The organism is Chloroflexus sp., assembly GCF_034431535.1.
Taxonomy (GTDB): domain Bacteria; phylum Chloroflexota; class Chloroflexia; order Chloroflexales; family Chloroflexaceae; genus Chloroflexus.
On the sequence record NZ_DAOUDC010000009.1, the window covers coordinates 21,990 to 34,748 of the forward strand.

Annotated in this window: 13 protein-coding genes; 6 read left to right on the forward strand and 7 right to left on the reverse strand. The window is 59.3% G+C overall.

Annotation, left to right across the window (positions count from 1 at the left end; all coding sequences use genetic code 11):
- Nucleotides 1–141 precede the first annotated feature (141 nt).
- The gene (locus U9R61_RS01535; protein ID WP_281181285.1) at nucleotides 142–276 is read right to left on the reverse strand and encodes a hypothetical protein; all 135 of its coding nucleotides are present in this window, start codon (nucleotides 274–276) and stop codon (nucleotides 142–144) included.
- Between the two features lie 156 nt (nucleotides 277–432).
- Here U9R61_RS01535 and U9R61_RS01540 point away from each other — a divergent pair, with 156 nt between their 5' ends.
- The 3 genes from U9R61_RS01540 (at nucleotide 433) to murJ (ending at nucleotide 4,249) form a co-directional block, all read left to right on the forward strand.
- Nucleotides 433–1,239 carry a biotin--[acetyl-CoA-carboxylase] ligase gene (locus U9R61_RS01540; protein ID WP_322487066.1) on the forward strand — a complete coding sequence of 269 codons (807 nt, stop codon included), beginning with the start codon at nucleotides 433–435 and terminating at the stop codon, nucleotides 1,237–1,239.
- 319 nt (nucleotides 1,240–1,558) lie between these two features.
- On the forward strand, nucleotides 1,559–2,680 hold the full coding sequence (locus U9R61_RS01545) for an LCP family protein (RefSeq protein ID WP_322487067.1): 1,122 nt from the start codon (nucleotides 1,559–1,561) through the stop codon (nucleotides 2,678–2,680).
- 9 nt (nucleotides 2,681–2,689) lie between these two features.
- A complete protein-coding gene (murJ, locus tag U9R61_RS01550) occupies nucleotides 2,690–4,249 on the forward strand; it encodes a murein biosynthesis integral membrane protein MurJ (protein WP_322487068.1) in 1,560 nt (519 codons plus the stop codon).
- A 19-nt stretch (nucleotides 4,250–4,268) separates the two neighbouring features.
- Here the strand turns inward: murJ and U9R61_RS01555 are convergent, their stop codons facing one another.
- On the reverse strand, nucleotides 4,269–5,234 hold the full coding sequence (locus U9R61_RS01555; RefSeq protein WP_322487069.1) for a nucleoside hydrolase: 966 nt from the start codon (nucleotides 5,232–5,234) through the stop codon (nucleotides 4,269–4,271).
- Between the two features lie 129 nt (nucleotides 5,235–5,363).
- On the opposite strand from U9R61_RS01555, the gene U9R61_RS01560 reads away from it, so the two are divergent.
- Together U9R61_RS01560 and pknB are read left to right on the forward strand one after the other, a co-directional pair.
- Nucleotides 5,364–5,870, forward strand: a complete 507-nt coding sequence (locus tag U9R61_RS01560; protein WP_322487070.1) for a ribonuclease H-like domain-containing protein — start codon at nucleotides 5,364–5,366, stop codon at nucleotides 5,868–5,870.
- Between the two features lie 40 nt (nucleotides 5,871–5,910).
- On the forward strand, nucleotides 5,911–7,710 hold the full coding sequence (gene pknB, locus U9R61_RS01565; RefSeq protein ID WP_322487071.1) for a Stk1 family PASTA domain-containing Ser/Thr kinase: 1,800 nt from the start codon (nucleotides 5,911–5,913) through the stop codon (nucleotides 7,708–7,710).
- A 111-nt stretch (nucleotides 7,711–7,821) separates the two neighbouring features.
- Here pknB and U9R61_RS01570 read toward each other — a convergent pair whose 3' ends face one another.
- From U9R61_RS01570 to rdgB, 5 genes are all read right to left on the reverse strand, one after another.
- Nucleotides 7,822–8,019, reverse strand: a complete 198-nt coding sequence (locus U9R61_RS01570) for a hypothetical protein (protein ID WP_322487072.1) — start codon at nucleotides 8,017–8,019, stop codon at nucleotides 7,822–7,824.
- 128 nt (nucleotides 8,020–8,147) lie between these two features.
- On the reverse strand, nucleotides 8,148–8,855 hold the full coding sequence (locus tag U9R61_RS01575; RefSeq protein WP_416208806.1) for an ABC transporter ATP-binding protein: 708 nt from the start codon (nucleotides 8,853–8,855) through the stop codon (nucleotides 8,148–8,150).
- 272 nt (nucleotides 8,856–9,127) lie between these two features.
- The gene (locus U9R61_RS01580) at nucleotides 9,128–10,048 is read right to left on the reverse strand and encodes a branched-chain amino acid transaminase (protein ID WP_322487074.1); all 921 of its coding nucleotides are present in this window, start codon (nucleotides 10,046–10,048) and stop codon (nucleotides 9,128–9,130) included.
- A 28-nt stretch (nucleotides 10,049–10,076) separates the two neighbouring features.
- Nucleotides 10,077–10,913 carry an MBL fold metallo-hydrolase gene (locus U9R61_RS01585; protein WP_322487075.1) on the reverse strand — a complete coding sequence of 279 codons (837 nt, stop codon included), beginning with the start codon at nucleotides 10,911–10,913 and terminating at the stop codon, nucleotides 10,077–10,079.
- An 83-nt stretch (nucleotides 10,914–10,996) separates the two neighbouring features.
- Nucleotides 10,997–11,596: an RdgB/HAM1 family non-canonical purine NTP pyrophosphatase gene (gene rdgB / locus U9R61_RS01590; protein ID WP_322487076.1), complete on the reverse strand. Its 600-nt coding sequence runs from the start codon at nucleotides 11,594–11,596 to the stop codon at nucleotides 10,997–10,999.
- A 208-nt stretch (nucleotides 11,597–11,804) separates the two neighbouring features.
- Between rdgB and U9R61_RS01595 the strand changes: the two genes are divergently transcribed.
- Nucleotides 11,805–12,758 (forward strand): decaprenyl-phosphate phosphoribosyltransferase, encoded by a 954-nt coding sequence (locus U9R61_RS01595; protein ID WP_322487077.1) that lies wholly within the window; start codon nucleotides 11,805–11,807, stop codon nucleotides 12,756–12,758.
- Nucleotide 12,759: the final 1 nt, after the last annotated feature.

A 12,759-nucleotide genomic window follows, 5' to 3' on the forward strand; every position in this document is an offset into this window, starting at 1 on the left:
TCCTCCCTCCAGCAACACCTGCACTGGCATTCCGGTTCAAGGACGTTCCCAGCAAGGAAAAAGTTCCCTAAAAACACAACCACGCCAACCCTCAGGGCGAGGGGAGGCGCGGCGCGCAAAGCTGCGGTACAATAGGAACGGTTAGCGGCGCAGACGGCGCGGCAGATTGCGATCGCGGACCCGAACCCGGATCGGCTCAGGCTGCACCCGACGCAGCGAAATGAACAATCCTCCGGCTATGAGGATGAATGCCGCCAGTAGGATGAGTGTGGTCATACGCGAATCCTTTCCGCTGCGAAGAGGTAAGCACCCGCAGGGGTACGTGCATAGCTTCAGTAGTGGGTAGTATAACGAAAAATTGTTACCGCGTCCATACCATTTGGTGGATTTTTAGCGATTTTTCATTTTCGCCATCACGGACAAGAGCAACATATGCTTGATGCTGATGCTATTCGCGCCGGTTTAGCGCCCGGCGCAACCCTGCCTGCCACCATTCACTGTTGCGAACAGGTTGGCTCGACGATGGATCTGGCGCGTACTGCCATCGCGACCCTGCCACCGAGCGCCTTGCCGGTATTGATCGTCGCTGAAGAGCAAACGGCCGGCCGGGGCCGGCTTGGCCGGCGTTGGGTCGCCCCGCCGGGCAGCGCACTGTTGTTTTCGCTCGGCATCCGCCCGCCGGCCGTCGTCACGACGACACCCACCGCCTTGATTTGGCTGGCGGCTGTAGCGTTGCTCGAAACGATCGAAGCCGAAACGCCACTGCGCGCTGGGTTGAAATGGCCGAATGACGTGTTAGTACAAACACCCGCCGGCTGGGCTAAAACCGCCGGCATCCTGCTCGAAGGCGGGTGGGATAACGGCACGCTGGCGTGGGCCATTATTGGTTGCGGGATCAATGTGAGCGCCGCGCCTGATCCGCAAGCCACTCTATACCCCGCAACGGCCTTGACGATTGCCGGTGCGCCGGACGTTGACCGGCTCAGACTGTTGCAGGCATTGTTACACCGGTATGACTTCTGGTTCCGCCAGTTGCAAGCCGGCGACAGCGATCGGTTGTGGGAGGCGTGGCGCAGCCGGTTGCTCACTCTTGGCCAGATGGTCACGATCACGACCGGTAGTGGCACGATCCACGGCACAGCAGTGAATGTCACGCGCAGCGGCGCGCTGCTTGTACGCGAACCTTCCGGCGCAGTGAGCGTGGTCGAGAGCGGCGACGTGGGCTTGATCGGCAGTTAGCAGCGCAATCGGCAGCCAAACTGCCATCTTCACAACGCGGCTAACCGAGTCGAGCCTACAATACAACCACAATACACGCAATGCTGTGCCAGATTCGAGCTACCATCAGCCATTTTTCAGCTCTACATCATTTTAACGGTTGTTCACGTATTTGGCTTGATATGGTATAGTAACAGTCGGTGCGGAAGATTATCACAAAGATGCCCGATCCGCGTCCGATCGCCGCAATGCGCGACGGTGACAGAAAACCGGGGTGGGTTCTGTATTGTCACGTCGCACAGCCGAAGCGAACGGCATCTGAAATTCGGAGCAGGAGGTTATGTTGGCTTTGCGCAGGCGCATCCTGACCAGCGCCGCTTTTATCATAAGTCTGATTGCCGTAGCCATGATGCTGCGCATTGCCTTTGAATGGCGTCAGGCGCTAGCTGATATTGACGCAATGATTGTCACGCCGGTAACGTTGCCCACTGAAGCGAGCGTTGCGCCAACTCCCCAATCGATCACCTCTACCCGCGAGATCTATGGCCCGCCACCGGCCCCTCCGGCGGTGCAGCCAATCGTAGTCGCACCACCGCCGGTTGATAACCCACCGGCGGCAACGGCAACCGCTGAAGCACTGCGGCTCAGTCGGCCTGAAATGAACATTCTCTTGTTGGGCACCGACGCCCGGTCTGATGATACCGGCCCCACCCGCACCGACGCGATTGTGTTAGTGCATATCGCCCGCGATACCGGGCGCGTCAGTATGCTGTCAATTCCGCGCGATCTTTGGGTGAGTTACCCCACCGGCGGCGAAGGCCGGATCAATGCCGCTTATGCGATTGGCGAGAATCGTTTCGGCCCCGGCGGCGGCGCGGCGCTGGCCAAATCGACGGTGAGCAAGTTATTGGGGTTGCCGGTTGACCATTTCATCTTGATCAATTTTGAAGGGTTCAAGAAGATTATCGATCTCATTGACGGGATTGAGATTGACGTTCCCCGCGCCATCTACGATCCGGCCTACCCCACCGAAGACTACGGCACCATCGAGGTCTCTTTCAATGCCGGTCGCCAGTGGATGGATAGCGCGCGCGCGCTGATTTATGCCCGCACTCGCCACGCCGATAGCGATTTTGGCCGCAATCAGCGCCAGCAGCAGGTGTTGATGGCCATTTTCCACCGTATCCGCGACCGGGGGCTGCTCCAGCAATTGACCAGCCTCGATGACTATACCGGCGCATTGCGCGGTTACGTGACCACGGATCTCAGCCGCCGCACGATGCTTGAACTGGCGAATTTTGCCCGCACGATTGATAGCGAGAATATTTTACGCTACGCGATTGACTCGTCATCGATTGTCGAACTTGGCGGCGGCGCAACCTTCCGCGTCCAACCACAAGCATTACGGCGGATTGTCGCTCAGTTCACCGGCGAAGCCGTTTCGACGGCTGGCGGCGAGTAGTACCTTCCTGTGACCGAGCCTTCCTCTTCGACCAGCGTTTTTCGCAGCATTGCGCTGGCGGCGTTACTGATTAGTCTCGGCAATGTCGCCAGCCGCGTGTTGGGGTTGGTGCGCGAGCCGATTATCGCCGCCTACTTCAGCCGCGGTCTGGAAGTTGATGCGTTTACCTTGGCATGGACGCTGCCCAATGCCCTTTACGAGCTGCTGATCAGCGGTGCGGTCAGCGCGGCGCTGGTGCCGGTGTTTAGCGAATACGCCGAACGTGACCGCAACGAGTTCTGGCACGTCGTTTCCACAGTCATCACCCTCGCGTTTACGATGCTGGTCATTGCCAGTGCACTGCTGGCATGGCAGGCGCCGCTTGCAGTGGCGCTGCTCGCTCGCCCCACCGAGTCGGCGTTGCAGGCTGAAGCCGTGACCTTAGTCGGCTGGCTGCTGCCGGCAGTGACGCTCATGGGGATTTCGGGGATCGTTACCGCCGTGCTGCATGCCCAACGCCGGTTTTTGTTGCCTGCCTTTGTCGCGGCTGCTTTTAACACCGGCATGATTGTCGGGATTGTGACGCTAGCGCCGCTGGTGGGGATCAAGAGTCTCGCCGCCGGCACGTTGTTAGGAGCCAGCGCCCAACTCCTCATCCAGTTGCCGGGCTTGCGCGACGCCAAATTGCGTATCCGTTTCGATCTGCGCCATCCGGCTGTGCGGCGCATTTTGCGCCTCTATGCGCCGGTTACGCTTGGGATCGGTTTTTCGCTGATCGGAGCGGTGATCGACCGCTGGCTGGCGTCAGGGTTCCCGGCGGCGCTTTCGACCATGCGTTTTGCCACCACCTTGATCCAGTTTCCGTTGGGGCTCGTCGCTTCAGCGGTGGCGCTGGCCGTCTTGCCAACCCTTTCACGCCAGAGTGCCGCCGGTGACGAGCCGACGTTTCGGGCCACGCTGGCGATGGGTCTTAAGATTGTGTTGTTGTTGATCTTGCCGGCCACCGCTGGGCTGGCCGCGCTGAGCCAGCCGATTACCGCCACCCTCTTCGAGCGCGGCGCGTTTGGCGCCGAAGATACGGCTATCACCGCGCTCGCGCTCCTCGGTTATCTGCCGGGATTGCCGGCAGCCGCGATCGATCAGATGCTGTTGTTTGCCTTCTACGCGCGCAAAAACACTCTCACCCCCAACTTGATCCAAGGCGCAGCCATTCTCTGCTATCTAGCAGTTGCTGTGCCGCTCGCCGAATGGACATCGCTTGGCTTCTTGGGGTTAGTGCTGGGCAATTCGGTTCAATGGATCGGGCACGCAATCATTACGGCATGGCTGTTGCAGCGATCGTTGCCGTTGGGTGGCCTGCGACTGGGCGAAGCAACCGTGAAAGGCGTTATCGCCAGCGGTATTATGGCGCTGGCCGTGAGCGGCATTGCCACACTGGGCCAGAACTGGACGCCACTCGTACAGGTGGCGGTGGCGGGCAGCGCCGGTATCGCGATCTATACGCTCCTTGCCATTGCCTTGCGGCTGGAAGCCGCGACCTTTTTACTCAACATCATCCGGGCGCGTTTGGGGCGAACGCCGTCGTCATAGGGAAAGCAGCGCTCTGGCGCTATGACGCCTCATACAACCGTTCCTCAAGCGCCTGCATCCGCTCGACGAAGAGTGACAGGAAGCGCGGCGTATCAAACGTCACTACCGCCCGCGCGTTCGGTTGGCGGCCATCTTGGAGCATGAAATCGGCCACGGTAAAGCCCATCGTCAGCGGACTGCACGTCTCGACGGTGACATGCACATCGGCATAGGTAGCCAGATCGGGCAGAAAGACCAACACCAGCGCCGCCGGGTCGTTGATCGCACAACTGTCGTACCCAAAATATCGGCGGTGAAACTCGATGTAAAAACGGGTCGCATCGGCGATAAAGCGCCCGACTGGCTTACCGGCATGCGCCAACCGGTTGACCTCGCTCTCGTGCAGCCGCACCAGCCGGGTAATATCCCACGGCATAATCACCAGCGGCGCACCCGACGAGAAGACAATCTGGGCCGCATGCGGATCGGCATACACGTTAAACTCAGCGCGCGGCGTTACATTGCCATCGGCCCGCAGCGCGCCACCCATTATGACAATTGCACGCAACGCACTGACCAGCCGTGGCTCTTTGCGCAGCGCCAACGCCACATTGGTCAGCGGCCCGACGGCGACTAACGTCACTTCGCCGGGTGCAGCCATCACGGTGCGAATGATAAAATCGACCGCATGCTCATCCGCCGGCTGTACCTGCGCTGCCGGCAGCCGCGCATAGCCTAATCCGTGCTGACCGTGGGTGTCATGCGCCGTGGTCAGCGGCCGCAACAGTGGCCGATCACACCCGGCAAACAGCGGGATGTGCTGGCCGCCGCCCAATTCGAGCACGGCTAAACCATTCGCCACCGCTTCGGCTAAGGTGCAGTTGCCATGCACGACGCTCAGGCCGGCTAGTTCGATTTCGGGCGAAGCCAGCGCGAGTAAAATAGCTAATGCATCATCAATACCGGGATCGGTATCAAGAATGATGCGGTGGGGCGAGGCACTCATAGGGACTCCTTACAAGAAACAAATCGCACCACTGAAACGTTGATTACTATAGCATAGGATGTAGCGCGCATTGACGCACTGCAAGGGGCGTGCCATAATGAGCGCGAGACGGCTGCAATAGGAGTTGGCATGCGCGCCTATCTCGATATCGAAACTTCTTACAACGGCGTCATGAGCGTGCTGGGAATCTACCGGCAAGACCGTGGCATCATTCAATTGGTTGGCGGCGGGATTAGTGATATTGCGCTGTATGAGGCGCTAGAACATGTAACAACCATTGTCACATTTAACGGCAGCAGTTTTGATCTGCCGGTGATCAAGCGCCAGTTGCACGCCGATTTGCGCGCCGAATTCGCCCATCGCGATTTGTTACACGAATGCCGCCAGCGCGGGTTGCGCGGCGGGCTGAAGGTCGTTGAAGAGAAACTTGGCATTGCCCGCGCCTCTGCCGGCCTCAGCGGGCGTGACGCGCCGCGGCTGTGGAATCGCTACGAGCAGTATGCTGATCACGCCGCCCTACAAACCTTGCTGGATTACAACCGCGATGATGTGGTCAATTTGGCATTGCTGGAAGCCATTCTTGATGCGAATGGCCCGCTGTTGGCCAATCCAGCCCGCATTGTGAAATTGTGGTAACTCGTCACTGATTTGGATGCCTGTGCAAGATCGCTTACCAATGCAACCACAACTACTTGACGGTCGCTACCAAATTGAACGACTGCTCGGCGATGGCGGCATGGCCCGCGTCTATTTAGGACGCGATCGGCGACTGAATCGCCCGGTAGCGATTAAGATTCCCCATCCTCATTTGATGACCGATCCCGACTTTCTGGCCCGCTTTCGCCACGAAACGCACGCGGCGGCGATGGTGAGCCACCCCAATCTGGTCGATGTTTACGATGTCGGCCAAGATGGTGACCAGCACTATATTGTGATGGAGTATGTCGCGGGATCAACACTGAAACAATTGATCAACCGCGAAGCGCCGTTCGCCATCCCGCGCGCGGTGCGGATCGGCGAGCAGATTGCGCGCGGCTTGCACGCCGCCCACCGCGCCGGATTGATTCACCGCGACATTAAGCCGCAAAATATTATCGTCACCGATGACGGACAGGTGCGGATTACCGATTTCGGCGTCGCCAAGAGCCATCTGTCCACCGCGATGACCGAGACCGGCATCACGCTCGGCACCGTTGACTATATCGCCCCTGAGCAGGCGCAGGGCCGCCCGGCAACACCGCAATCCGACATCTACGCGCTGGGGGTGGTATTGTACGAGATGCTCACTGGCCGGCTGCCCTTTACCGGCGACACGCCAGTCGCGGTGGCGATGAAACATATTAGCGAACCGCCGCCGCCACCGCGCCGGTGTAATCCGCATATCCCGGCTGCACTTGAGGCGATTATCCTCCGCGCGCTAGCCAAAGACCCGGCCTTACGCCAACGCAGCGCGCTTGAATTGGCCGAGGAGTTGCGTTCGTATGAGCAACTGGTGACCCAAGCTACGGTGGTCAACCCCGGTATTGAGCCGCCGGCCCAAGTACGACCCGCTGCGCCGCCACGACCCACTCAAGTCACAGCGAGCCGTCCGGCGGCAATTCCGAGCCCGCGCCCAACCACCGCCCGCGCCCCGCGGCAAGAAGGCTTGGGGTGCGGCGTCTTTCTGGTCGGGATGCTCACGCTGGTCGGCGTGCTCGCGGTCGTGTTTGTCGTCAGCAGCGGAATGCTGAACAATCTTTTCGGCAATCCTTCACGGCCACCAACCACCCAACCGCCCAATGGCCAGAGCACCGAGGTCGTGCCATCACCGACCGTGGTGACAACCGTCACAGTGCCCGAACTCGTGGGCCGCAGCGATGGCGAAGCGCGCACGTTGTTGCAGCAAAACAAGCTCATTCCTGTGCCCAGCAGCGAGCATAACCGCACCGTGCCGCAGGGGATCGTCATCACGCAGGCCATCCCGCCCGGCACGATCGTCGAAGAGAATAGTCCGGTTTCGTATACCGTTAGCTTAGGGCCATTATTGGTGGAAGTACCAAATGTCACTGGTACGCGCCAAGATATTGCCCGCAACCAACTGGCTGCCGCCGGTCTGGTGGTGAATGTGGTGGAAGAGCCGAGCCAGCGGGTTGATGAAGGTTTTGTGATTCGCCAATCGCCCAGCGCAACGCTGCGCATTCCGCAAGGCGATACGGTAACGATTTACGTCAGTCTAGGCGATGTTGTGCGCTTTCCTGACGTGATTGGACGCAGCCGCGCCGAGGCCGAAGCTATCTTGGCCAATACGCCGGGATTAACGCTCATGTTTGTTGATGTACAGGGCCGCGACCGTTTGCCCAATTTCGACCGCTACGCACCCAACGAAGTGGTCAGCGCCGCGCGGATCGTAGGCAACAATCAGGTGATTGGTATCAGCAACGGCGATTACCTCCCCCGTGGCAGCAGTATTGTGCTAGGCGTACGCGCCGAAGAGTAGGGGCATAGCAGTGTTATGCCCCTACTCTTGGCGCGCCACAACTGTATTCAAAAACAACAACGCGGGTGGTGCCGTTGCCACCCGCAATCATTGAACGCTGGAACGCGCCGCTTAGGCGTGGTCAGCAGCCGGTGCGTATTGGGAATGCAACCGCTCGGCTTCAGCCAACAATTGCTGGCGCTCACTGACGCTCAGCGCCCGATCGGCAAAGCGGCGCCACTCTTCATTCGTGACCCACGCCCACTGGCCAGCAGCAGTCTTGATCCAGCGCGGCGCCTTGGGGGTTGCATGGTGATCGGTTTGCATCATGCTTCGTCTACCTCCTCATCAATCTAAGACACAACTCCACTATCTTATAGATGCCAGTCACAAGTGAAGTGTAACAACTTGTTCTTGCGACCGGCTGAATAAAGCGTCACTCGCGGCTAACAACCTGCTCATCGCGTTGCCAGCACGGTTTCTTCGCTGATCCGGCCATTGCGCAACTGGAAAACCCGATCGGCAACACCGATCATCTCGCGGCTATGCGTCACCATCAGCAGCGTTTTACCCACCTGCCGGGTGAGCCGGTCGAGCAGATCAAGCACCTGCGCGCCGGTATCGCTATCAAGATTGCCGGTCGGCTCATCAGCCAACACGAGATCGGGGTTATGCACCAGCGCGCGGGCAATCGCTACCCGCTGCTGTTCACCGCCGCTGAGCCGATCAGGATAGGTATTGGCGCGATCGGCCAACCCCACCGCAGCCAGCATCTCTAACGCCATTGCGCGCGCCGCCGGTCCGCGCTGGCCGTTTAACTCGAGCGGCAAGAGGACATTTTCTAACGCCGTCAACGTTGGCGCAAGGTTATAGAACTGGAACACAAACCCGATCGATCGGCGACGAAAGAGCGTGCGTTCTCGTTCGCTCAGTCGGTCAAGCCGCTGGCCGGCCACCCAGATCGCGCCCGAACTCGGCGTGTCAATCCCGCTGACCAGATTGAGCAACGTGCTCTTGCCGCTACCACTCTTGCCGAGCAGCACCACAAATTCGCCGGCAGCCACAGTAATCGTAATATCGTGCAACACGGTGCGCTGTTGATCGCCCTCAAGGTACGATTTCGTGACCTGCTCGCACCGGATGACAGTTTTGTCAAGCATTTGCATTGCCTATCGCAACGTTTTGCACAAATATATCAGTATTATACGGCATGTTGCCCAGAACATGCAACGCATTGCGTAATAACACTGCGCTGGCTCAGGTAAGAAGTGCGGCAGGAGGACTGCCGCACTTCCACCGGTGGCGGGATGAGAGCGGCAAACGCATTGTGGCATAGCACTGCGCTAGCTCAGGTAAGAAGTGCGGCAGGAGGACTGCCGCACTTCCACCGGTGGCGGGATGAGCAACGATGCGCTACGCGGCGCAAACGCGATTCATCCTAGGCGTATTCAAGCCAGCCGTAGCGATCGGGCCGCTCGCCTTGCACAATGCCAAAGAAGGCCTCTTGCACCGCAGCCGTGATCGGGCCACGGCGACCGGCACCCACCGGGATGCGATCCACCGAGCGGATCGGCGTTACCTCGGCGGCAGTGCCGGTAAAGAAGAGTTCATCGGCAATGTAGAGCATCTCGCGCGGCAGAATCTGTTCACGCACCTCAACCCCCATCTCATGCAAGAGGGTCATCACTGTATCGCGGGTAATCCCGCTGAGGATCGAGGACGTCAATGGCGGTGTATACACCACTCCATTGCGCACCAAAAACAGGTTTTCGCCGCTGCCTTCGCTCACGTGGCCGTCGGCATCGAGGGCAATGCCTTCGGCATAGCCGTTCGCCAGCGCCTCCATCTTGATCAACTGCGAGTTCATATAATTGCCGCCCGCTTTGGCCAACGCCGGCATCGTATTCGGCGCAAAGCGATTCCACGACGAGACACACACATCAACCCCTTGCTCCATCGCTTCGGCGCCAAGGTACTTGCCCCATTCGATAGTGGCGATCGCCACTTCGACCGGGTTATTCTGCGGGTTGACGCCAATTTCGCCGTAGCCGCGGAAGACAACCGGCCTAATGTAGCCGGCACGCAGCCGGTTGGCGCGCACCGTTTCTTTGACCGCCACCACCAATTGATCGAGGGTGTAGGGAATGGTGGTGCGATAAATTTTAGCCGAATCGATCAACCGTTGCATATGCGGGGTCAAGCGAAAGATCGCCGGGCCTTGCGGCGTTTCATAGCAGCGGATGCCCTCGAAGAAGCTGGTGCCATAATGAACGACGTGCGACATCACGTGGATCGTCGCTTTATCCCATTCCACCAACTCACCATTGAACCAGATGTAATCCATTTTTTGGATCGGCATTGATCGTCTCCTTTGCTTGCCTCCAAGTTCATGACTCATCAAACGCAAACAGATGCGGTTGCTGCCATCGCTCACTGACGCGCCAGATCGAGATACCGCCCGCGATCGGCTGCGCGCGCGCCGGCAGCGGGTGTAAGCGCGGAATCCGTTGCACACCAGCCTGCCGTAGCGCCCGCCCGACCTCGGCCACCGCTGCCTGCGGCGTGTTGGCATGGCGCGAGAGGTGGGCCAGCCAGACATCGCTCGGCGCGCCATTTGCAACGATCTGGGACAGCAATTGGCCGCATTGCGTGTTATCGAGATGGCCGCGCGGCCCGCTGATTCGCCGGCGTACCGCCGGCGGATACGGCGCAGACGGCAATAACTCGCGGTCATGGTTCGCTTCGAGCACGATCAGATCCGCCGCGCTGAGCGCGGCTACCGTCGCCGCATCCCAACTGCCCAAATCAACGGCCACCGCAACGGTCACGCCTGCCGCCTGTACGCGATACCCAACCGGGTCGGCAGCATCGTGCGGCACGCGAAAACTCTCGACGCTAAATACGCCGACAGCGCCCCGTTCGCCCACGGGCAAAGCCGCGACCGGCACCGTCGGCGACGTTTCACCGAGCGCCGCCAATGTTGGCGCATTGGCCACCACCGGAACGCCGTACCGGCGAGCGAACGCTACTGCGCTCAGGGCATGATCGTCGTGCTCGTGGGTTAGCAGCACTGCTCGCACCTGTGCGGGAGCAACGCCGCGCTCGGCAAGCAATCGTTCGAGCGAGCGCAGCGAAATGCCGGCATCGATCAGCAATGCCTCATCACCCGCCTGCACTAGCAGCGCATTGCCGGCGCTACCTGAAGCTAACGACGCGACCAGCACACGATCCTCCAACCCGCTTTCCCAATTTTTTGCGCCGGCAATATCGCCCTCATCCTTCACTCTGCTGCGCCAAGCGGGCCGTGCTATGATGATGCATGCAGCCAGCGTGCCAACACCTCGCGCGCTGCCCGCGCCGCTTGGGATCGATGGCTGATCTGATTCTTGCGCTCGGCGCTCAGCTCGGCCAGCGTTGCATCTTCATCGAGCACGTAGAAGAGGGGGTCATAGCCAAACCCGCCGCTGCCGCGCGGGGCAAACTCGATCACGCCGGGCAACGTGCCTTCAATTAGCTCGGTCGGACGATTGGGATGGGCGAGCGCAATCACGCATACAAAGCGGGCCAGCCGCTGATGCCACGGCACATCGCGCATCTGGTCGAGCAGATACTGCAACTGCGCCGGGCCGGTCACACCGCCATACCGTGCCGAATGCACCCCCGGCGCACCACCGAGCGCCGCTACTTCTAAACCACTATCGTCGGCCAAGGTTGGTAACCCGCTGAGCGCGCAATACCCCTCGGCTTTCAGCCGCGCATTCTCGGCAAAGGTTTGCCCGGGTTCCTCCACCACCGTCGTAATACCGAGATCGGCCAATGAATAGAGGCGCAGGTTGAGATCGGCGAAGATCGCGGCAAATTCGCGCAATTTACCCGGATTGTGGGTGGCGATAAGCAATTCGTGCATAACGTTGTTCGTTGGGATGCTCACGCTAAAGCTGACAGCCATTGTACACGAATGTAGAGGCGCGGGCAACCAAGGCAGAGGGTAGACACTAGGGATTAGGGAAATAGGGAGATAGCACTCTAACACACTTCCTCATTCATTGACGATTGTTGCCCTTGTCGAGTACAATCAAGACAAGTTAATCGTACCAAGGCATTGACAGGCAGGCATGAACAATCTTTCCGGCACCCAATCCATCGAACGCGCTGCACCGCTCAGCATCCGTTCGTTGCGCGCTCTCGTGCGCACGATGCGCCCGCGGCAATGGATCAAGAATGTTTTCGTCTTTGCCGCGATCGCCTTTTCCGAAGGGCGTCTCTGGTATCATCAACCACTTGAACTCCTACGCGTGATCGGGGCGTTTGTCGCATTTAGCATGGCGGCTAGCGCCATCTATCTGATCAACGATCTGGTTGATATCGAGAAAGATCGTGCGCATCCGAAAAAACGGCATCGCCCATTAGCTGCTGGGTTGCTTAGCCCCACTGTCGCAGCCGTAACCGCAGCAATATTGATTATGTCAGTCTTTCCGTTTGCGGTCTGGCTGGATGGCGATCTCGATTTTGTGCTCGTGCTGGCCCTCTACGTGGTGGTGCAGGGTTTTCTCTACAGCTATTGGCTCAAGAATGTCGTGATTTTCGACATTCTCATTATTGCCGCCGGTTTTGTCTTACGCGCCGTCGCCGGTGCGGCGGTGATCGATATTGTGATCACGCCGTGGCTGATCGTTTGTATGGGATTGTTGGCGCTCTTCCTTGGCATTGGCAAGCGCCGTCATGAGTTGAAACTGCTTGAAGACGGGGCCGGCAATCACCGGCGCATCCTCGAAGAGTACTCGATCCCCTTGCTCGATCAGATGCAGGCGATCGTTACTGCGAGCATCGTGATGGCATACAGTATGACGGCCTTCTCGGCGCCGGTTGCGCCCCAAGAGCCGTTTCCAATGCTGATGATCACGATCCCGTTTGTGGTCTATGCCATTTTCCGCTATCTGTACCTGATTTATCAACGCGATGGCGGTGGCGCGCCCGAAGAATTGGTGCTGCAAGATCGCCCGCTAGCGCTGAGCATTATCTTGTGGGGTCTCACAGTTTTGGGTGTTCTGATCATCTTTCCGTCGTAAC

Bases quoted from the DNA above. Each gene is read 5' to 3' on its own strand.
- U9R61_RS01535 (WP_281181285.1), bottom strand. From the start codon at position 276: ATGACCACACTCATCCTACTGGCGGCATTCATCCTCATAGCCGGAGGA.
- U9R61_RS01580 (WP_322487074.1), bottom strand. From the start codon at position 10,048: ATGCCGATCCAAAAAATGGATTACATCTGGTTCAATGGTGAGTTGGTG.
- rdgB (WP_322487076.1), bottom strand. From the start codon at position 11,596: ATGCACGAATTGCTTATCGCCACCCACAATCCGGGTAAATTGCGCGAA.
- U9R61_RS01595 (WP_322487077.1), top strand. From the start codon at position 11,805: ATGAACAATCTTTCCGGCACCCAATCCATCGAACGCGCTGCACCGCTC.
- U9R61_RS01575 (WP_416208806.1), bottom strand. From the start codon at position 8,855: ATGCAAATGCTTGACAAAACTGTCATCCGGTGCGAGCAGGTCACGAAA.
- pknB (WP_322487071.1), top strand. From the start codon at position 5,911: ATGCAACCACAACTACTTGACGGTCGCTACCAAATTGAACGACTGCTC.
- U9R61_RS01545 (WP_322487067.1), top strand. From the start codon at position 1,559: ATGTTGGCTTTGCGCAGGCGCATCCTGACCAGCGCCGCTTTTATCATA.
- U9R61_RS01555 (WP_322487069.1), bottom strand. From the start codon at position 5,234: ATGAGTGCCTCGCCCCACCGCATCATTCTTGATACCGATCCCGGTATT.
- U9R61_RS01540 (WP_322487066.1), top strand. From the start codon at position 433: ATGCTTGATGCTGATGCTATTCGCGCCGGTTTAGCGCCCGGCGCAACC.
- U9R61_RS01570 (WP_322487072.1), bottom strand. From the start codon at position 8,019: ATGATGCAAACCGATCACCATGCAACCCCCAAGGCGCCGCGCTGGATC.
- U9R61_RS01560 (WP_322487070.1), top strand. From the start codon at position 5,364: ATGCGCGCCTATCTCGATATCGAAACTTCTTACAACGGCGTCATGAGC.